General features: G+C 71.8%; 15 protein-coding genes and 1 rRNA gene. 7 read left to right on the top strand and 9 right to left on the bottom strand.

Going from position 1 to position 20,413, the window contains the following annotated elements; all coding sequences use genetic code 11:
- Positions 1–91 precede the first annotated feature (91 nt).
- Positions 92–2,938, bottom strand: a complete 2,847-nt coding sequence (secA, locus tag ABTZ58_RS06335) for a preprotein translocase subunit SecA (protein ID WP_351350943.1) — start codon at positions 2,936–2,938, stop codon at positions 92–94.
- A gap of 280 nt (positions 2,939–3,218) precedes the next feature.
- Here secA and ABTZ58_RS06340 point away from each other — a divergent pair, with 280 nt between their 5' ends.
- Positions 3,219–3,812, top strand: a complete 594-nt coding sequence (locus tag ABTZ58_RS06340; RefSeq protein WP_351350945.1) for a GNAT family N-acetyltransferase — start codon at positions 3,219–3,221, stop codon at positions 3,810–3,812.
- Between the two features lie 60 nt (positions 3,813–3,872).
- Positions 3,873–5,072, top strand: coding sequence for a winged helix-turn-helix domain-containing protein (locus ABTZ58_RS06345; protein WP_351350947.1), 1,200 nt, complete (start codon positions 3,873–3,875; stop codon positions 5,070–5,072).
- A gap of 19 nt (positions 5,073–5,091) precedes the next feature.
- On the opposite strand, the gene ABTZ58_RS06350 is transcribed toward ABTZ58_RS06345, so the two are convergent.
- The 7 genes from ABTZ58_RS06350 to mtnA form a co-directional block, all read right to left on the bottom strand.
- Positions 5,092–5,838 carry a response regulator gene (locus ABTZ58_RS06350; protein WP_351350949.1) on the bottom strand — a complete coding sequence of 249 codons (747 nt, stop codon included), beginning with the start codon at positions 5,836–5,838 and terminating at the stop codon, positions 5,092–5,094.
- 205 nt (positions 5,839–6,043) lie between these two features.
- Complete coding sequence (hpf, locus tag ABTZ58_RS06355; RefSeq protein ID WP_351350951.1) at positions 6,044–6,739, bottom strand: ribosome hibernation-promoting factor, HPF/YfiA family; 696 nt, start codon at positions 6,737–6,739, stop codon at positions 6,044–6,046.
- 311 nt (positions 6,740–7,050) lie between these two features.
- Positions 7,051–7,971: a ComF family protein gene (locus ABTZ58_RS06360; RefSeq protein ID WP_351350953.1), complete on the bottom strand. Its 921-nt coding sequence runs from the start codon at positions 7,969–7,971 to the stop codon at positions 7,051–7,053.
- 216 nt (positions 7,972–8,187) lie between these two features.
- Positions 8,188–10,020, bottom strand: coding sequence for an LpqB family beta-propeller domain-containing protein (locus tag ABTZ58_RS06365; RefSeq protein WP_351350955.1), 1,833 nt, complete (start codon positions 10,018–10,020; stop codon positions 8,188–8,190).
- Positions 10,010–12,244 carry an MtrAB system histidine kinase MtrB gene (gene mtrB, locus ABTZ58_RS06370; RefSeq protein WP_351350956.1) on the bottom strand — a complete coding sequence of 745 codons (2,235 nt, stop codon included), beginning with the start codon at positions 12,242–12,244 and terminating at the stop codon, positions 10,010–10,012. Before mtrB ends, ABTZ58_RS06365 begins: the two co-directional genes overlap by 11 nt.
- 1 nt (position 12,245) lies before the next feature.
- A complete protein-coding gene (mtrA, locus tag ABTZ58_RS06375) occupies positions 12,246–12,935 on the bottom strand; it encodes a two-component system response regulator MtrA (RefSeq protein WP_009188938.1) in 690 nt (229 codons plus the stop codon).
- 181 nt (positions 12,936–13,116) lie between these two features.
- Positions 13,117–14,265, bottom strand: coding sequence for an S-methyl-5-thioribose-1-phosphate isomerase (gene mtnA / locus ABTZ58_RS06380; RefSeq protein ID WP_351350959.1), 1,149 nt, complete (start codon positions 14,263–14,265; stop codon positions 13,117–13,119).
- Between the two features lie 140 nt (positions 14,266–14,405).
- Here mtnA and ABTZ58_RS06385 point away from each other — a divergent pair, with 140 nt between their 5' ends.
- The 5 genes from ABTZ58_RS06385 to ABTZ58_RS06405 are packed head-to-tail and all read left to right on the top strand — an operon-like array spanning position 14,406 to position 20,052.
- The gene (locus tag ABTZ58_RS06385; protein ID WP_351350961.1) at positions 14,406–15,788 is read left to right on the top strand and encodes a DUF7847 domain-containing protein; all 1,383 of its coding nucleotides are present in this window, start codon (positions 14,406–14,408) and stop codon (positions 15,786–15,788) included.
- Positions 15,789–15,792: 4 nt separating this feature from the next.
- Positions 15,793–16,560: a DUF4129 domain-containing protein gene (locus ABTZ58_RS06390; protein WP_351350963.1), complete on the top strand. Its 768-nt coding sequence runs from the start codon at positions 15,793–15,795 to the stop codon at positions 16,558–16,560.
- Complete coding sequence (locus ABTZ58_RS06395; RefSeq protein ID WP_351350965.1) at positions 16,557–17,753, top strand: DUF4350 domain-containing protein; 1,197 nt, start codon at positions 16,557–16,559, stop codon at positions 17,751–17,753. Before ABTZ58_RS06390 ends, ABTZ58_RS06395 begins: the two co-directional genes overlap by 4 nt.
- Positions 17,753–18,742 carry an AAA family ATPase gene (locus ABTZ58_RS06400; protein WP_351351001.1) on the top strand — a complete coding sequence of 330 codons (990 nt, stop codon included), beginning with the start codon at positions 17,753–17,755 and terminating at the stop codon, positions 18,740–18,742. The genes ABTZ58_RS06395 and ABTZ58_RS06400 overlap by 1 nt, the downstream gene beginning before the upstream one ends.
- Positions 18,742–20,052, top strand: coding sequence for a DUF58 domain-containing protein (locus ABTZ58_RS06405; RefSeq protein ID WP_351350967.1), 1,311 nt, complete (start codon positions 18,742–18,744; stop codon positions 20,050–20,052). Before ABTZ58_RS06400 ends, ABTZ58_RS06405 begins: the two co-directional genes overlap by 1 nt.
- Positions 20,053–20,141: 89 nt before the next feature.
- Here the strand turns inward: ABTZ58_RS06405 and rrf are convergent.
- Positions 20,142–20,258 (bottom strand): 5S ribosomal RNA (gene rrf / locus ABTZ58_RS06410).
- Positions 20,259–20,413: the final 155 nt, after the last annotated feature.

Here is a 20,413-nt window from a genome sequence, read left to right on the forward strand (position 1 = left end):
CCCCCACCGCACACCGAAGGGCCGGACACCCTCGGGTGCCCGGCCCTTCGAAGACGCTATGGCGACGACCGCCGCGGCGGCCCGGCCACCGTCACTTCTTGCGGCGCCCCCGGCTGCGCGCCTGCTTGCGGCGCTCCGCGCGGGTGAGACCGTCGGCCTCGGACCGCACCGGCTCGCCGTCCTCGGTGAAGTCGCCCTCGATCGTGCCGCCCTCGCCGTCGACCGTCGGAGCGGAGAAGTGGAGGTTGCGCCGCTGCGGGACGTCGAGGCCCTTGGCGCGGATCTCCGGCCGGGCACCCGCCTGCGCCGGCACCGAGTCGTGCTTCTCCAGGTCGGCCACGGGCTTGGCGTCCTCGACGGGGACCTCCTCGACCTGCTGCTCGACCTGGACCTCCAGGTTGAACAGGTAGCCGACGGACTCCTCCTTGATGCCCTCCATCATCGCGGTGAACATGTCGAAGCCCTCGCGCTGGTACTCGACCAGCGGGTCCTTCTGCGCCATCGCGCGCAGGCCGATGCCCTCCTGGAGGTAGTCCATCTCGTAGAGGTGCTCGCGCCACTTGCGGTCCAGGACCGACAGCACGACCCGGCGCTCCAGCTCACGCATGATCTCGGAGCCGAGCTGCGCCTCACGGGCCTGGTACTGCTCGTGGATGTCGTCCTTGATGGAGTCGCTGATGAACTCGGCGGTGAGCCCGGCCCGGTCGCCGGCCGCCTCCTCCAGCTCCTCGACCGTGACGCTGCACGGGTAGAGCTGCTTGAAGGCGCCCCACAGCCGGTCCAGGTCCCAGTCCTCCGGGAAGCCCTCGGCGGTCTCGGCCTGGATGTAGGCGTCGATGGTGTCGTCCATGAAGTGCTGGATCTGCTCGTGCAGGTCCTCGCCCTCCAGGACGCGGCGCCGCTCGCCGTAGATGACCTCGCGCTGGCGGTTGAGGACCTCGTCGTACTTCAGGACGTTCTTGCGGGTCTCGAAGTTCTGCTGCTCGACCTGCGACTGGGCGGAGGCGATCGCGCGCGTGACCATCTTGTTCTCGATCGGCACGTCGTCCGGCACGTTCGCCATGGACATCACGCGCTCGACCATCTGGGCCTTGAACAGCCGCATCAGGTCGTCGCCGAGGGAGAGGTAGAAGCGGGACTCGCCCGGGTCGCCCTGACGGCCGGAACGGCCGCGCAGCTGGTTGTCGATGCGCCGCGACTCGTGCCGCTCGGTGCCCAGCACGTAGAGCCCGCCGAGCCTCTCGACCTCTTCCTTCTCAGCCTTGACGGCCTTCTCGGCCCGCTCCAGCGCCTCGGGCAGGGCGTGTGCCCACTCCTCGATGTGCTCCTCGGGGTCCAGACCGCGCTGGCGCAGCTCGGCCTCGGCGAGGTCCTCGGGGTTGCCGCCGAGCTTGATGTCCGTACCACGGCCGGCCATGTTCGTGGCGACCGTGACAGCGCCCTTGCGGCCGGCCTGGGCGACGATCTGCGCCTCACGGTCGTGCTGCTTGGCGTTGAGCACCTCGTGCTGGATGCCGCGCTTGCTCAGCTGCTGCGAGAGGTACTCGGACTTCTCGACGGAGGTGGTGCCGACGAGGATCGGCTGGCCCTTGCGGTGCTTCTCCTCGATGTCGTCGACGACCGCCTCGAACTTGGCGACCTCGGTCCGGTAGATCAGGTCCGACTGGTCCTTGCGGACCATCGGCCGGTTGGTCGGGATCGGCACCACGCCGAGCTTGTAGATCTGGTGAAACTCTGCGGCCTCGGTCATCGCCGTACCGGTCATGCCGCACAGACCGGGCTGTTCCTTGCCGTTGTGGTCATGGCGCTTGTAGAGGCGGAAGAAGTTCTGCAGGGTGATCGTGGCGAGCGTCTGGTTCTCGTCCTTGATCGGCACCCCTTCCTTCGCCTCGATCGCCTGGTGCATGCCCTCGTTGTAACGGCGGCCGGCGAGGATACGTCCGGTGTGCTCGTCGACGATCATGACCTCGTCGTCGATGATGACGTAGTCCTTGTCCTTCTTGAACAGTTCCTTCGCCTTGATGGCGTTGTTCAGATAGCCCACGAGCGGGGTGTTCACCGACTCGTAGAGGTTGTCGATGCCCAGCCAGTCCTCGACCTTGGCGACACCGGACTCGTGGATGGCGACCGTGCGCTTCTTCTCGTCGACGTCGTAGTCGCCGGTCTCCTCGATGCCCTTGAGCGGCTGGCCGGCCTCGCCGCGCTTGAGGCGCTTGACCAGCTTGGCGAAGTCGCCGTACCACTTGGTGGCCTGGTCGGCCGGGCCGGAGATGATCAGCGGCGTACGGGCCTCGTCGATGAGGATGGAGTCGACCTCGTCGACGATGGCGAAGTTGTGGCCGCGCTGGACGAGCTCGTCCTTGGACCAGGCCATGTTGTCGCGCAGGTAGTCGAAGCCGAACTCGTTGTTCGTGCCGTACGTGATGTCGCAGGCGTACTGCTCGCGGCGCTGGGCCGGCGTCATGTTGGCGAGGATGCAGCCGACGCTCAGGCCCAGGAAGCGGTGGACGCGGCCCATCATCTCGGAGTCGCGCTCGGCCAGGTAGTCGTTGACCGTGATGATGTGGACGCCCTCGCCGGACAGCGCGTTCAGATACGCCGGCAGCGTGCCGACGAGGGTCTTGCCCTCACCGGTCTTCATCTCGGCCACATACCCCATGTGCAGGGCGGCGCCGCCCATCATCTGCACGTCGTAGTGACGCTGGCCCAGGACGCGCTTGGCGGCCTCACGGACGGTGGCGAAGGCCTCGGGCAGCAGGTCGTCCAGGCTCTCACCGTCGGCGTACCGCTGCTTGTACTCATCGGTGAGGGCCCGCAGCTCGGCGTCGGAGAGGTCGACGAAGTCCTCTTCGATGGAGTTGACCTGGTCCGCGATGCGGTGCAGCCTGCGCAGGATCTTGCCTTCGCCTGCACGCATGATCTTCGAGAGGACGGACACGGGGGTTGGTCTCCTTGCCGGTCGGGCCTGGGACGGTCGGTTACCACTTGACTTACTGAGCAACGGCCATCGTATGCGAGGACCCCACCGCGCCGGGAGGGCCTGCCGTGACGGCGACCGTCCGCTGCTTGAATTCTGATTCACGTCTGCTTCGAAGGGGACAACGTCCGTGCCCTCCGGATGGTGCCGCATCCCGCCGCCGAATTGCACCCGGCGTGATCACCCCATCACCGTCGGCGAAGAGATGGCACCGCGGGCGCCCTCCGAGCAGAATCGGCCGATGGAACCCGTCACCCTCACCACGGACCGCCTCCTGCTGCGCGCGGTCGGCCCCCGGGACACCGACGCGGTGTACGAGGCCTGCCAGGACCCCGACATCCAGCGCTGGACGACGATCCCCTCGCCCTATCTGCGCGAGCACGCCGAGAGCTTCACGGAACGGATCGCTCCGGACGGCTGGGCGGACGGCTCCATGTTCACCTTCGGCGTCTTCCTGCACTCCGGCGACCTCGCGGGCATGCTCGGCCTGACGATGCGCGCCCTGGGCATGGCGGAGATCGGCTTCTGGGCCACGAAGCAGCACCGCTCCCACGGCCACATCACGGAAGCGGCCCTCACCGCCTGCCGCTGGGCGTTCGTGTCCGGCGCGATCGACCGCGTCGAATGGCGCGCGGAGGTGGGCAACCGGGCCTCGCGCGCGGTGGCGGAACGCGCGGGCTTCACGATCGAGGGCACGCTGCGCTCCGCGACGAACAACAAGGGGGTACTGCGCGACACCTGGGTCGGCTCCCTGCTCCCCTCTGACCTGGGCCTTCCGTCGACGGCGCCGTACCTGCCCGCGGCTCCCCGGCCGCGGCCACCCCGCCCGCAGTGAGCGGGACTCAGCAGCCCAGGTCACTCCCCACTGTCAGTCCCACCCCATATCGTGCGATCCATGACCACCCCGCGCCCCACGGCAGAGCTCTCCGCAGACGAGGCCCGCAGGATCGCCCTGCGCGCCCAAGGCTTCCTCGGCGCCCCCGACCGCCGCTCCGGCGTCCGCGGCGTCCTCCGCCACCTGGGCGCGATACAGCTCGACACGATCTCGGTCCTGGCCCGCTCCCACGAGCTCGTGCCGTACGCCCGCCTGGGCGCGGTGGGCCGGAAGACCGTGGAGGACGCCTACTGGAAGCCGGCGTCCTCCGGCACGTCCGCGGTACAGCCCCACGCCTTCGAGTACTGGTCCCACGCCGCCTGCATCCTGCCCATCGAGGAATGGCCCCACTTCGCCTTCCGCCGCCGCGCCTACCGCAACCGCCCGCACTGGAACCACGAACTTCCCGACGGCGTCTACGACCAGGTCATCAAGCAGCTCCGCTCCGAAGGCCCCCTGACGGCCACGGAGTTGGGCGGCGCTAAGAAGACGAACGACTGGTGGGACTGGTCCGGCTCCAAGGTCGCCGTGGAACGCGCCCTGATGCACGGCGAGGTGGTGTGCGTGGAACGCCGCGGCTGGAAGCGGATCTACGACCTCGCCGAGCGCGCGATCCCGGCAGCGCTGCTGCACGACGAGCTGGACGACGCCGAGTGCCTGCGCCGCCTGGTCCGCCTGGCGGGCCGGTCCCTCGGCGTCGGCACCCGCGCGGACATCGCCGACTACCACCGCCTCAGGGGCGAGCAGGTCGACGCGGTGATCGCCGACTCGGGGCTCGTCCCGGTCACGGTCGCGGGCTGGGGCAAGCCGGCGTGGGCCGACCCGGCGGCCCTGGAGACACCCCCGCGCGGCCGGCACCGCACCACGCTCCTGTCGCCGTTCGACTCCCTGATCTGGGAGCGGGCGCGCACGGAGCGGATCTTCGGCTTCACGCACCGTCTGGAGGCCTACGTGCCCAGACCGAAGCGGGTGTACGGCTACTTCGCGATGCCGGTCCTGGCCGGCGGCCGGCTGGTCGGCCGTGTGGACCCGGCGCGAGCGGGCAGCACGCTGGTGGCCAAGCAGGTCACGCTCGACGGCCCGAAGGCGGTTCCGGCCGTCGCCCAGGCCCTGGCCGAGGCCGCGTCCTGGGTGGACTGCACGGACGTGCGCGTGGAACGGGTCGACGCACCGGACCTGCGTGAGCCGCTCGTGAGGGAGCTGGCCCGCCTGACCGGCTGAGCGCACCGGCCGCCCGGCGTCAGCGGATTTCGAGGATCTTTTCCCGCATCGCGTACACCACGGCCTCCATCCTGGAGTGCAGCTGCAGCTTCTCCAGGATGTTGCGCACGTGGTTCTTCACGGTGTTCTCGGAGATGAACAACTCCTTGGCGATGTCACGGTTGTTCATCCCCGTGGCGACGAGCTTGAGGACTTCCAGCTCGCGGTCGGTCAGGCGCGGTGCGGGCACCAGGCGGCGCTCGTCGGTGCGCTGGATCATCGATTTGAACTCGGTGAGCAGTTTCGACGCCATGGACGGGCTGATCTGCGACTGCCCGTCGGCGACCGCGCGAATGGCGGTGGCCACCTCGTCCGTGGAGATCTCCTTGAGGAGATAGCCGGTCGCGCCCGCCTTGATGGCGTCGTAGAGATCGGCTTCCTCGTCGCTGATCGTCAGCATGATGATCTTCGCGCTGGGAGCCACCTCCTTGATGGAGGTGCAGGCCTCGATCCCGCCCCGCTTCGGCATGCGCACGTCCATCAGGACGATGTCGGGCAGCAGGTCGGCGGCCTTCTCGACGGCTTCGGCGCCGTCACCCGCCTCCCCGACGACCTGGATGTCCTCCTCGGCCGCGAGCACGATCTCCAGGCCACGGCGGAACAGGGCATGGTCGTCCACCACGAGGACTCTGATCGGTTCCTTGCGTGGGGTCTCCGTGTCCGGGCCCATGCCGGCGACGCCTTCGTGGGCATCCCCGTCACCCATCGGTCCGAAGCTGTCCGCCATCGTTCCTCCCCCTGAAGGCTGTGGCCTGTGGTCCTGAGCCATCGCCAACCCAGAGCAACGACCCACCGGTTGGGCCGTGGCCACCATGATTTCATGCCCGGACGGCACCGGGGTGACGGAGCGGGGCGCGAAGTGGTCGCACAGGGGTGCCCCTGGGGGCGCACACGCGCTCCAGGGGCACCCTCTCCGCTGTCACCCGGGGCGGTCAGCCGCCGAGCGCACCGCCCGCGTCCGGGGAGTGCGCCTGGGTGACCATCGTGTCCGTCCTGAGGTGGATCACGCCGTAGTCGTAGGCGTGCCGTCGGTAGACGACGCTCGGTTCCTTGGTCTCGGAGTCGACGAACAGGTAGAAGTCGTGCCCGACCAGCTCCATCTCGTAGAGAGCCTGGTCGAGGGTCATGGGCGCTGCGACGTGGGTCTTCTCGCGGACGACGATGGGGCCGTCACCCTGTACTTCCAGCGAGCCGATCTTCTTCGTGGGGACCGCGTCCGGCTCCTCCTCGGGGGCCGGCGCGAGGCCGTTTCCGTTGAGCGTCGCCACACCCGGGACGTGGTCGGCGACCTCGGCGGCCGGGATCCGGCGCGCGCCACGGCGCGAGAACCGCTTGTCGTGCTGCCTGCGCAGCCGGGCTTCCAGCTTCTCCGCCGCCAGGTCGAGCGCCGCGTACGGATCGCTCGCCGCTGCCTCCGCCCGGATCACCGGACCGCGGGAGCGGAGCGTGATCTCCACTCGGTCGCAGCGGTCGGCCTGCCTCGGGTTGGGCTCCTTGGACACCTCGACGTCGAGGCTGATCACCTTGCCATCGAGCTTCTGGATCTTCTCCAGCTTCAGCTTCTCGGCCACGTGCTTCCGGAACCGCTCGGGCACCTCGGTCTTGCGGCCCTTGACGACGATGTCCACGCAGAACTCCGTTCCCGGATCACTCCGCTTCGGTGCGGAGCATCTCCCTTTTGCACCAGGTCCCGGTGAGCCCCGGAACCTCGGACTCGGTGACTTCCACCTCCTCCCCCGCGGGCGAGATCTCCACTCCACCGTCGCGAGTGATGAAGGAAAACCCGCGTCACGGCATTCGGATTTGCGAGGTGTGGCCTGCGGCTTTCCCTCTCAACCGAACATATCTCGCCCGGACGGATGTCGTCACCCTCTACTGCGGCGTACCTCCGTTCAGGTGAATAGGCCCTCTCATTACCTGCAACGACGCACGATCTCGGTCAGTTCCGGTTTATTCGGAAAGAGTCCGGTGATGCCGCGACCACTGCCGCGCACACCACGTCAACCACTGGGCCGGCGCCGTACGCACCCGCCATTCCCTGCCAGCCGGGCCACCGGCCCGTCCTCTCTCGCCTTGATCCGACGTTCTGTTCCTCTCTGCTTTCCCAGCTCTCTCCTCCGTACACGGCCGCAGTGCACGCATCGTTCGAAATCGGCCCCGCCGCCGCCCCGTACGGCACCCCCGGCCCGCCGCCGGCCTCCCGCAGGGCCCGTGCGGCCTCCGCCAGGGAAGCGCCCGTGGTCATCACGTCGTCGACCACGACGACCGGTCCCGCGGTCAGCAGCCCGGCACCTCCGGAGGCGACCGTCAGCGCACCGGCGAGATTGTCCATTCGCTGCCGGGAGTTGAGCCCCGACTGGTCGGCCACGGCCCGCCGGTGCCGCAGCACACCGAGCACCCGGGCCGGGACGCCACCGCGCCGCAGGTCCGCGGCCGCCGCGAGGGCGATCCGGCGTGCCGGGTCATGTCCCCGGGCACGCACGGCCCGCCGCCCCGACGGCACGGGCACCAGCAGCACGGGAGCCCTTCCGTCCCACCCAGCCGCCTCGGCGCCCGACCGGCACGCTTCTCGGAGCCCGGCACGCACGGCGTGTGCCAGGGCCGCTCCCAGCGGGCCCGCGAGCGCCAGCGCGCCTCGCTCCTTGTGGGCCAGCAGCGCCGCCCGCACCTCGTCGGCGTACGCGGCCGCCGCGTGCACCACCGGCAGCCCGGGCGGCTCCGGCACCGGCCACACCCGCCGTACCGCGGCCCCGCCGAGCACCGCACGGCACCGCGCGCACAGCACCGTACGCGGCGCGCCGCAGCCCTCGCACTCGCCCGGCAGCACCAGGTCGGTGAGGTCCTGCCACCACCCCCGCATGCCGACCACTCTGCCGCCCCGGCCGAGCCCCCGCCACCCCTGTGGACAACCGCCTGTGGACAACGCGTGACGGTCTTCCGCCGACGCCGACGCAGGGCGATGTCGCCGGCTCCGCGCCCGGAACGGGAACTTGGGCCACAGCGGTGGCGCCGCCCGCAGCCGTGCAGGCGGCCCATAGGGCTCAGCCGTCACCGCGACGCGGTCACGGCACACGCCTCACCCCGGGTAGACCGGCGCCGTTCCCTGCGTCACCTTCTGCCACTGTGCCCCCGTCGGCAGCCGGACGATGCCGTCCACCGAGTTCGCCACCAGCGGCAACCCGTCGTCCTGGGCGGCGGTGACCTCCTTGACGCCGGTCAGCGCCGCGGGCGCCGGAGCGTCCGGCGTGGAGCCGTCGACCTGGACGTACCGCATCTGCTCCACGCCCCCGTGCTCGCGCCCGACCACCACGAGCCGGCTGTCCCCGGCCCATGACATGGCCGTGACCTCCTCCAGCTCAGGCGTCGCGGAGCGCAGTTCGACCACGCGGACGGCCGGCTGCTCACCCGGCTTCTCCTCCCGCTCGATCAGTCCGATGAGCAGCGTCTTCTTGCCGCCCTTCTCCACGACGAGCGCGATCCGCACCCCGTCGGCGGCCACCCGCACGGACTGGATCCGCCCGTCCAGATGCGGCGTGCGCACCTCGAGCGGCTCGCCCTTGCCGTCCTCCAGCAGCAGCAGCCGGGGATCGCGCGGATTCCGGTCGGCCACCCACAGGCCGTCGTCCGCGTCCCAGCTGGGGGTCGTCAGCCGGTCCGACTCGCTCCGGCCCTGGCTGCGCAGCACCGGCTCGCCGAGCGAACCGCCCGAGACCAGCGAGCCGACGTACAGCGACCTGCCGTCGAGGCTGACGCCCGCGGCGGTGTGCTCGTCGCGCGAGACGGCCACCGACCGCAGGGCCGTGTCGCCCTCACCCAGCGCGCCGGGCGCCGGGTCCGGCTTGGTCTCGCTGCTGCCCGCCGGGATCCGTACGAGCCGGTCCTTGCCGTCGACGAAGTACAGGTAGTCGGGGTGACGCGCCGCGCTGCGGGAGGCGGCGGTCTCGGCCGCCGCCTGGGTGAGCGAGCACAGCTCGGTCCCGCCGGCGCGCAGCTCCACCTCGTCCACCGCGGGGCTCAGGCTCCGCAGCGTGAACAGCAGCTGGGCCGCCATCTCCTCGCACCGGTTGGTGCCGATGCCCGCGGCCTTGTCGTTGAGCGGGACGGTCAGCAGGCTGCGGTCGTCGGGCGTCAGCGCGCCGGCGCCCTTCGCCAGCGCCGTACCGGTGGGGAAGCTCGATCTGACCACGGGGTCGAGCCACCGCGTGGGCCCGCTCAGCAGGGAGCGCACCATCTGCGTCATGGGGTCCACGCGCCGGCGCACGTAGACGGGGTCCGCGACCGCGGTGGGCTGCGACTCCGCCCCGGCCGCCACGGTGTTCGAGGCGAAGTAGTACTTGCTGACGGACATGTAGTTGCGCTGGAAGTCCGACTGGCCCATGACGACGCCCTGCGGCAGCGCGTCGATCCGCCACTGCCCGCTCTTCTCGTCCTGCGTCAGGTGCACGGTCCTGCCGTACGTCCCGGTCGCGGGCGTGTACGACTGCTGCGCGTCCACGGTGGCCACCTTGGTGCCGGTCAGCACGTACGAGATCTCGCCGGCGTCCTCCCGGCCGCCCGGGCCCTCGGGCTTGGCGCCCGGCCCGTCGGTGAGCACCGTGGTGTACACCTCCGGCCGCCAGGTCTTCGCGGCTTCCCCGGTCAGGTACTGGCGTGCCGTCTTGTACTGCGGATCGTCGCTGGTGAGCGCCTCCAGGAAGCCCTGCACGATCTCCGAGGGCGGCGCGTCCTCCCCCGGCGGCACGGCGAACACGCGCACCTGGGTGTCCTGGCGCGGTGTGGACTCCACGCTCCGCAGATCCCCGTTGTCCGGCATCGACGCGCACCCCGCCAGCACCAGGACGCCACCGGCGGCGTACGCCATCACGCGCGCGGGCCTGCGCCGGCCGCGCCTTTCGCGGTCAGCGCCCACGAGATGCCTCCCCTTGCCTGTTCGCCCCACCCGGCGCGCCGTCCCCGCCGGAAGCGGCGGCACCGTCGTCCCTCGCCCGGCCGCCGGTACGGCCCGGAGCGTCGTCACGCGTCCCCCTCGCCACGCCGTTCTCGGTGTTCGCGGCGGGACCGCCCACACGCCCACCGGGCGCCGTCTCCGCGGCACCCGCGGCATCGCCGTGCTCGCCGTGCCCGGGGCCCCCGGCCCCGGCAGGACCAGCCTCCCCGTCCTGCCTCCGTGTGCCCGAGGCGGGCCGTGGCACCACGCGTGCGCCGTTGCCCGGCAGCGCCGTCGGATCGGCCGTGGCGTCGGCCGCCCTGGGCGGTATCGGGTCCCGCTTCGCCCCCGGTGCCGCGGATCCGCTCGCCGGCTGCGCCGGCACGGTCGCCCGTTTCTCGCCGTCGCCGCCGCACGGCAGACCGGCGTCGTCGAGGCCACGGTTGCGCCGCGAGTCCTTGGGCTCCAGCGGTATCGGCGAGCCCCGCAGCGGCTCGTCCGCGGTCCTGGGCAGGGTCAGCCGGAACTGCGAGCCACCGCCCGGCTCGCCCCACGCCTGCAGCCAGCCGCCGTGCAGCCGCGCGTCCTCCAGGGCGATGGACAGCCCCAGGCCCGTACCACCGGTGGTACGCGCGCGTGCCGGGTCGGCCCGCCAGAAGCGGCTGAACACGCGGGTCGCCTCACCCGGCTTGAGCCCGACCCCGTAGTCCCGCACCGCGACGGCGACCGCGCCGCCGGCCGCGGCGAGCCTGACGATCACGTCGTTGCCCTCGCCGTGCTCGACGGCGTTGACGACGAGGTTGCGCAGCACCCGCTCCACACGCCGGGCGTCGGCCTCGGCGACGACGGGCTGCTGGTCGCCCAGGACGCGTATCCGCGTGCCCTTGCGCTCCGCGAGCGGCTCCGCCCCGCTGACCACCCGCCGCACGACCTCCCTGAGGTCTATCGGCTCCGCCTCCAGCGCCGCCGCACCCGCGTCGAACCGGCTGATCTCCAGCAGGTCCGCGAGCAGCGACTCGAACCGGTCCAGCTGGTCGGCGAGCAGCTCCGCCGACCGCGCGGTCACCGGGTCGAAGTCCTCACGCGCCTCGTGGATGACGTCCGCCGCCATCCGCACGGTCGTCAGCGGCGTACGCAGCTCGTGCGACACGTCCGACACGAACCGGCGCTGCATCCGCGACAGGTCCTCCAGCTGGCTGATCTTGAGCTGGAGGTTCTGCGCCATCTTGTTGAAGGCCTCGCCGAGGCGCGCGATGTCGTCCTCGCCGGTGACCTTCATCCGTTCCTGGAGCCGCCCGGCCGACAGCCGCTCGGCGATCCCCGCCGCCATCCGCACCGGTGTGACGACCTGGCGCACCACGAGCCAGGCGATGGCCCCGAGCAGCACGACGACGAACAGCCCGGCCGTCGCCAGCGTGCCCTTGACCAGGCTCAGCGACTTCTCCTCCTGGGTGAGCGGGAAGAGGTAGTACAGCTGGTACGGGTCACCGTTCGGGTCGTTGACCTGCTTGCCGATGACCAGGCCCGGCTGGGAGTCCTTGATCTCGTTGTTGTACGTGATGCGCGTGTAGCTCTGCGCGGCCGTCGTACTGCTGCCGATCCGCTCGCGCAGGTCCGCGGGCACGCTCCGGCTCCAGTCCACCTCACCGGAGGCCCGCTGTCCGCGCCCACCGGCGCCGTTCGCGTCGGAGGCCGGGAGCGTCACCACGTCGAAGGCGCCCTGGCCACCGCTGGACAGCGAGGAGACCAGGTCGCTCAGCCACTGGGTGACGTTCTGCGCCCCTCGGCCGTCCGCCGTGGCGACGTCGTCCCCGGTCCCGCTGGCCGCCTCGTCGGCCCGCTGCTTGGCCACCGCGAACCCGCCCGTGGCCTGGCTCTGGGACGCCTTCACCTTGGCGTCCAGCAGGCCGTTGCGCACCTGCCCGATGACGACGAAGCCCAGCAGCAGCACCACGCCCAGCGACATCAGCAGCGTCGTGACGACGACCTTCAGCTGGATGTTGCGGCGCCACAGCCGCATGACCGGCAGCAGCGGCCGGCGCACCCACCGCACGAACAGGCGGATGACCGGGCTGCCCTGGACACCGCCCTGGAGCAACCCGCTCTCCAGGAGCCGCCCCCAGCGGCCGCCCTTCCTCCGCCCGACAGGCCGCCCCGGCCGGGCCCCGGACCGGCCGGGCGCCGAAGCGGCACTGTCGCCGGACATGTCAGCTCGGCCCTGCCTTGTACCCGACACCACGCACGGTCACCACGATCTCCGGCTTCTCCGGGTCCTTCTCGACCTTGGAGCGCAGCCGCTGCACATGCACGTTGACCAGCCGCGTGTCCGCCGCGTGCCGGTAGCCCCACACCTGCTCCAGCAGCACCTCGCGCGTGAACACCTGCCACGGCTTGCGCGCCAGCGCGACCAGCAGATCGAACTCCAGCGGCGTCAGCGCGATCGACTGCCCGTCCCGCTTCACGGAGTGCCCCGCCACGTCGATGACCAGGTCACCGATGGCGAGCTGCTCCGGAGCGGGCTCCTCCGACCTCCGCAGCCGGGCCCGGATCCGGGCCACCAGCTCCTTCGGCTTGAACGGCTTCACGATGTAGTCGTCGGCACCCGACTCCAGGCCCACCACGACGTCGACCGTGTCGCTCTTGGCCGTGAGCATCACGATCGGCACCCCGGACTCCGCCCTGATCAGGCGGCACACCTCGATGCCGTCCCGGCCGGGCAGCATCAGGTCGAGCAGCACCAGATCCGGCTTGGCCTCCCGGAACGCGGCCAGCGCCTTGTCCCCGTCGGCCACGAACGACGGCTCGAAACCCTCACCACGCAGCACGATGCCGAGCATCTCGGCCAGTGCGGTGTCGTCGTCGACGACAAGGACTCGTCCCTTCATAAACGACATCATCCCATTCTCATAACGGTGGCGAAGGCAGTGGTGAGGTAGGTCACCGGCCAGTGACCATAGTCGCAGCAAGCGCTACTGTCTGCCCTCGTCCGCCCGCCGATGATCTCCACGGCGACCTCTGGGGAGACCACTGCGGCGGACGAGGGACCCGACCCGGCCCGCTCCGGCAGCCGCGCGAACCTCAGCCCGCCGCCACCCGGCGCGACCGCGCACACACCTCGGCGAGCGCCTCGGCCGTCACCGGCGAGACCACGCCCTCCTCCGTCACGATCGCCGTCACCAGCTCCGGCGGCGTCACATCGAAGGCCGGGTTGTACGCCTGCGTGCCCAGCGGCGCCACCGGGATCCCGCCGCCCGCCTCCGCACCGGCCACCGGCACCTGCGGCGCCACCAGCTCGGTCACCTCGTGCCCGGGACGCTGCTCCACCTCGATGGACGCCCCGTCCGCCGTGTCCAGGTCCACCGTCGTCACCGGGGCGACCACGATGAACGGCACGTGGTGGTACCGCGCCAGCACCGCCAGCGGATAACTCCCCACCTTGTTCGCCACCGACCCGTCCGCCGTGATCCGGTCGGCCCCGATCAGCACCGCGTCCACCTCGCCCGCGGCGAACAGCGACCCCGCCGCATTGTCCGTGAGCAGCGTGTACGCCATGCCGCTGCGGGCCGCCTCGTACGCCGTCAGGCGCGCGCCCTGCAGCAGCGGACGCGTCTCGTCCACCCACAGCCGCCGCAGCCGGCCCACCCGGTGCGCCGCGAGCGCCACCGCGAACGCCGTGCCCTCGCCGCCCGACACCAGCGAACCGGTGTTGCAGTGGGTCAGGATCCGGTGCCCGCCACCGGGCAGCAGCTCGTCCAGCAGCGCCAGCCCGTGCTCGGCCATCCGCCCACTGGCCTCGGCGTCCTCCCGGTGCAGCTGCCGCGCCGCGGCCAGCGCCGCCGCGGCCGCCTGCCGGACGTCACCGCCCTTGGCCAGCGCCGCCTCGTGAGCCGCCTGCGCCCGCCGCACCCCGACGGCCAGGTTCACCGCGGTCGGCCGGGCAGTCGCCAGCGCGGACGCGGCCTCGTCCACGTCGAAGCCCCGCACGGCGGCGAGCGCGACACCGTACGCCCCCGCGATGCCGAGCAGCGGCGCCCCGCGCACCGCCAGCGAGCGGATCGCCTCCACCAGCGCGGACGCGTCCGTACAGACCAGTTCGACCTCCTCTGCCGGCAGCCTCGTCTGATCGAGCAGGACCAGAACGGGTCCTTCCGGTGGCTCTTCCCAGCGGATCGCCGGGATCTCGGTCGGCCGCTTGTCATCGCCGCTGTACGCGTACTGATCAGCCATGCGATCAGTCTGCCCCCAATCCGGCGGACAATTGAAGGTACGCAGCCCAGACCGCGGCCGGTCACACCAAGACCACCCCATGGCACGATGGCTGCCAACCTGCCGCCGCGACCGCGGACGGGCACCGTGAAGGAGCGACGATGAACGACACTCCGGGCTGGGCCTCGCCCGGATCCGCCCCGTCCGACGGGCAGAAGCCTGACGCGTCCGGCCCTGCCGAGCCCGCAGACCGCCCCGGTCCCGCACACCCCGCCGACCAGCCGGGACAGCCGGACCACGCCCCGCAGGGCCCCGGCCCGCAGTGGTCCAAGGAGCAGCCGCCACCGGCCCAGTGGTCCGCCCCCGGCACCCCGCCCGGCCCCGGCCAGGCACCCCCGCCCCCGCCGCCCGGCCCGGGCTGGGGCACCCAGCCCCCCGGCGGCTACGGCCCCGGCGGTCCTGGAGCTCCCGGCGGCCCCGGCGGTTACGGCCCCGGCTACGGACACCCCGGTGGCCACGGCGGCTGGGGCAGCGGCTGGGGCGGCCCCCCGCCCGCCGCCAAGCCCGGCGTGATCCCGCTCCGCCCGCTCGGCGTGGGCGAGATCCTCGACGGCGCGGTCTCCACCATGCGCACCTACTGGCGCACGGTCCTGGGCATCTCGCTCACCGTCGCGGTCCTCACCGAGATCATCGTCGTGCTGTTCCAGGGCCTCGTCCTGGACGACTCCAGCACCGACGCCCTCAACGACCCCAGCGCCACCCTCAGCGAGCTGAGCCGCGCCATGGGCGACGCGCTGCTCAACTCCAGCGTCATCTTCGTGATCTCCCTGGTCGGCACCGTCATCGCCACCGCCCTCCTGACGACCGTCACCAGCCGGGCCGTGCTCGGCAAGTCGGTCACCATCGGCGAGGCCTGGCGCGACGCCCGCCCTCAGATCGTCAAACTGTTCGGCCTCATCTGCCTGTTGCTGCTCATCACCGCCGCCATCGTCGCCGTCGGCACCCTGCCCGGCATCCTCGTCTCCCTCGCCGGGAGCACCGGAGCGGGCGTCGCCCTCACCGTCCTGGGCGTCATCGGCGCCGGCGTCGTCGCCCTGTGGCTGATGATCCGCTTCTCGCTCGCCTCGCCCGCCCTCATGCTGGAGAAGCAGGGCATCAAGAAGGCGCTGAGCCGCTCCACGAAGCTGGTACAGGGCACCTGGTGGCGGATCTTCGGCATCCAGCTGCTCGCCACGATCATCGCCAACGTCGTCGCCTCGATCATCGTCATCCCGTTCACCTTCCTCGCCGGGGCCCTCAGCGGCGACGGCATCACCGGCTGGCTCAACTCCGGTGCCGGCAGCCTCGGCTGGACGTTCCTCATCGTCAGCGGCATCGGCTCGGTGATCGGCTCCATGATCACGTTCCCGATCACGGCCGGCGTCACCGTGCTCCTCTACATCGACCAGCGCATCCGCCGCGAGGCCCTCGACCTCGAACTGGCCCGCGCCGCCGGTGTCCAGGGCTACGGCCCCACCGCCCCCGGCGCCACCCCGGGGAGCTGATGCGGTGAGCCCGGCGGGGGACCTTCTCACCACGACGCTGCCACGCGCCGCCCTGCGGACGCTGCTGCGTGCCGGCGACACCTCCGTGCTGTCGTCGGCGCGCTCCGCCGACGAACCACCCCTCACCACCCCGCGCGACCCCGCGCGTGAGGCGGCCCGGCGCGAGCTGTCCAAGCGGATGTACCACGAGGACGACCCCAGCCTGTTCCAGCGTGCCCTCGAAGCCTTCTGGGACTGGCTCGGCAGACTGCTCAACGCCGCCTCGACCGCCACGCCCGGCGGCACACTCGGCCTGGTCGTCATCGTCCTGGCCGTCGTCGCCGTCCTGGCCGCCCTCTGGTGGCGCCTGGGCACGCCGCGCCGCCAATCCACCTCATCCGCCGCCCTGTTCGACGACCGCCCGCGCAGCGCCGCCGACCACCGCACCGCCGCCGAGGCGCACGCCGCCCAGGGCCACTGGAACCAGGCCGTCCAGGAACGCATGCGCGCCCTCGTCCGCGCCCTGGAGGAACTCGCACTGCTCGACGTCCGCCCCGGCCGCACCGCCGACGAGGCCGCGGCAGAAGCCGGCCGCGCCCTGCCCGCCCACACGGACCGACTGCGCGCCGCCGCCCGCGACTTCGACGACGTCACATACGGCGGCCGCTCGGCGACCGAGCAGGCGTACCACCGCATGGCGGAACTCGACCGCGACCTGGAGCGCACCAAGCCCCAGCTCGCGACGAGCAGCGCGAGCACGGCCCCCACCACCCGCCAGGGAGCCGCCGAATGACCACCGAGGCCACGCTCCCCACCACCTCGGCCTCGCCCACCGCCCGCCAGGTGTGGACCCGCGCGCGCGGGATCGCCCTCGCCCTTGTGGTGCTCGTCGCCGGAGCCGTCGCCATCGCCGTGATCCGCTCCGACGCCCGCCACGGCGAACTCGACCCGCGCTCCGCCGACCCGGGTGGCAGCCGCGCCGTCGCCGAACTCCTCGCCGACCGCGGCGTGGACACCCGCGTCGTCACCACCCTGGACGAGGCAGCCGCCGCGACGGGCCCGGACACCACCCTCCTGGTCGCCGTCCCCGACCTGCTGACCCATGGTCAGCAGACCCGGCTGCACGCCGCTTTCGCCGGCTCCGACGGCCGTACCGTCCTGGTCGCCCCCGGCAGCGCCTCCGTCGAACGGCTCGCCCCCGGCGTCACCGCCGACCCGGCGACCAGCCTCGACCCGGCGCTCTCCCCCGACTGCGCCCTGCCCGCCGCCCGCCGCGCCGGCACGGCCGAAACGGGCGGCGTCCGCTACACCACCACCCACCTCGACGCCGACGAGTGCTACCCGAGCGAACGCCTGGCCACCCTGCTGCGCGTCCCCGCCGACCGCGGGGACGGCGACACCGTCGTCCTCGGCGCGCCCGACATCCTCCTCAACGACCGCCTCGACGAGCAGGGCAACGCCTCGCTCGCCCTCCAACTCCTCGGCTCGCGCCCCCATCTGGTCTGGTACCTCCCCTCGCTCTCCGACACCTCGGCCACCGGCACCGACGACGAACGCGGCTTCTTCGACCTGCTCCCCTCGGGCTGGCTCTGGGGCACCCTGCAGCTCTTCATCGCCGCGGCCCTGGCCGCTCTGTGGCGGGCACGCCGGCTCGGCCCCCTCGTGCCCGAGAGACTCCCCGTCGCGATCCGCGCCTCGGAAACCGCCGAGGGCCGCGCCCGCCTCTACCGCAAAGCCGACGCCCGCGACCGCGCGGCCGACGCTCTCCGCTCCACCACCCGCACCCGCCTCGCCCCCCTCGTCGGCGTCCCCGTCACCCAGGCGCACTCGCCCGAGGCCCTGCTCCCCGCCCTGTCCACCCGCCTCCACGGCGACGGCCAGGACCCCCACACCCTGCTCTTCGGAGCACCGCCCAGCGACGACGCAGCACTCATCGCACTCGCCGACCGACTCGACGCCCTCGAAAGAGAGGTACGCCGTCCATGATGGACCCGACCACTGACAACGCCGGGCCGACCGGGGACCCGGGCGACGCCCGAGCCGCCCTGGAGGCCCTGCGCGCCGAGATCGCCAAGGCCGTGGTCGGCCAGGACCCCGCCGTGACCGGCCTCGTCGTCGCCCTGCTCTGCCGCGGCCACGTCCTCCTCGAAGGCGTCCCCGGCGTCGCCAAGACCCTCTTGGTCCGCGCCCTCGCCTCCGCCCTCGAACTCGACACCAAGCGCGTCCAGTTCACCCCCGACCTCATGCCGAGCGATGTCACCGGCTCCCTGGTCTACGACACCCGCAGTGCCGAGTTCTCCTTCCAGCCCGGCCCGGTCTTCACCAACCTCCTCCTCGCCGACGAGATCAACCGCACGCCCCCCAAGACCCAGTCGTCCCTCCTGGAAGCCATGGAGGAACGCCAGGTCACCGTCGACGGAACCCCCCGCCCCCTCCCCGACCCGTTCCTGGTCGCCGCGACCCAGAACCCGGTCGAGTACGAGGGCACCTACCCCCTCCCGGAAGCCCAGCTGGACCGCTTCCTCCTCAAGCTCACCATCCCCCTCCCCTCCCGCCAGGACGAGATCGACGTCCTCACCCGCCACGCCGAGGGTTTCAACCCCCGCGACCTCAAGGCCGCCGGCGTACGCCCCGTGGCGGGCCCCGCCGACCTCGAAGCCGCCCGGGCCGCCGTCGCCAAGACGACCATCTCCCCGGAGATCACCGCCTACGTCGTCGACATCTGCCGCGCCACCCGCGAGTCGCCGTCCCTCGCCCTCGGCGTCTCCCCCCGAGGCGCCACCGCCCTCCTGGCCACCGCCCGCGCCTGGGCCTGGCTGACCGGCCGCGACTACGTCATCCCCGACGACGTGAAGGCCCTCGCCCTGCCCACGCTCCGCCACCGCGTCCAGCTCCGCCCGGAGGCCGAAATGGAAGGCGTGACGGCCGACTCCGTCATCAACGCGATCCTCGCCCACGTCCCCGTCCCCCGCTGATGGCGCTCACCGGACGCGCCGCCCTCCTCGCGGCCCTGGGCTCCCTCCCCGTCGGCATCTGGGAGCCCAGCTGGACGGGCATCCTGGCGGTCAACGCACCCCTGGCCCTGGCTTGCGCCTGCGACTTCGCCCTGGCCGCTCCCGTTCGGCGCCTGGGCCTGACCCGCTCCGGCGCCACCTCCGTACGCCTGGGCGACACGGCGGACGTCACCCTCACGATCACCAACCCGTCCCGCCGCCCCCTGCGCGCCCACCTCCGCGACGCCTGGCCCCCCAGCAGCTGGCAGCCCGGCACGGAAACCACCGCGTCCCGCCACCGCCTCACAGTCCCCGCAGGCGAACGCCGCCGCGTCACGACCCGCTTGCGGCCCACTCGCAGAGGCGACCGCCAGGCAGACCGTGTCACCATCCGCTCCTACGGCCCCCTGGGCCTCTTCACCCGCCAGGGCACCCACAAGGCGCCCTGGACGGTACGGGTCCTGCCCCCGTTCACCAGCCGCAAGCACCTGCCCTCCAAGCTGGCCCGCCTGCGCGAACTGGACGGTCGCACCAGCGTGCTCACCCGCGGCGAGGGCACCGAATTCGACAGCCTCCGCGAGTACGTTCCCGGCGACGACACCCGCTCGATCGACTGGCGTGCCACGGCCCGCCAGACCGCCGTCGCCGTCCGCACCTGGCGCCCCGAACGCGACCGCCACATCCTCCTGGTCCTCGACACCGGCCGCACCTCCGCCGGCCGCGTGGGCGACGCGCCCCGCCTCGACGCCTCCATGGACGCGGCCCTGCTCCTTGCCGCCCTCGCGTCCCGCGCCGGCGACCGTGTCGACCTCCTCGCCTACGACCGCAGGGTCCGCGCCCTCGTCCAGGGCCGCGCGGCAGGCGACGTACTGCCGTCCCTGGTCAACGCGATGGCCACGCTGGAACCCGAACTCGTGGAAACGGACGCCCGGGGCCTCACGGCCACGGCGCTGCGCACGTCGCCCCGCCGTTCCCTCATCGTCCTGCTCACCACACTGGACGCGGCCCCCATCGAAGCAGGCCTCCTGCCGGCCCTGTCCCAGCTCACCCAGCGCCACACAGTCCTGCTGGCCTCCGTGGCGGACCCCCACATCTCCGAGATGGCCAAGTCACGCGGAAACGTCGACTCCGTCTACGAGGCTGCCGCAGCCGCCCAAGCCCAGTCCGAACGCCACCGCACAGCGGAACAACTCCGCCGCCACGGCGTCACGGTCGTCGACGCCACACCGGACGACTTGGCGCCGGCCCTGGCGGACGCATACCTGGCTCTGAAAGCAGCCGGACGCCTCTGACCACCCATTCGACCCGGTCCCCGAAAGGGACAGGGCCCTGAACGCAGAAAACCCCCGCATCATCAGATGCGGGGGTTTTCCCAACAATTGTTCGGCGGCGTCCTACTCTCCCACAGGGTCCCCCCTGCAGTACCATCGGCGCTGTAAGGCTTAGCTTCCGGGTTCGGAATGTAACCGGGCGTTTCCCCTACGCTATAACCACCGAAACACTATGAAACTGTGAACGCCACACCGCTAATAGCGGGGCTGTTCGTGGTTTCAGAACCAACACAGTGGACGCGAGCAACTGAGGACAAGCCCTCGGCCTATTAGTACCGGTCAACTCCACCAGTTACCTGGCTTCCATATCCGGCCTATCAAC

Source organism: Streptomyces sp. NPDC094143, assembly GCF_040303825.1.
Classification (GTDB): domain Bacteria; phylum Actinomycetota; class Actinomycetes; order Streptomycetales; family Streptomycetaceae; genus Streptomyces.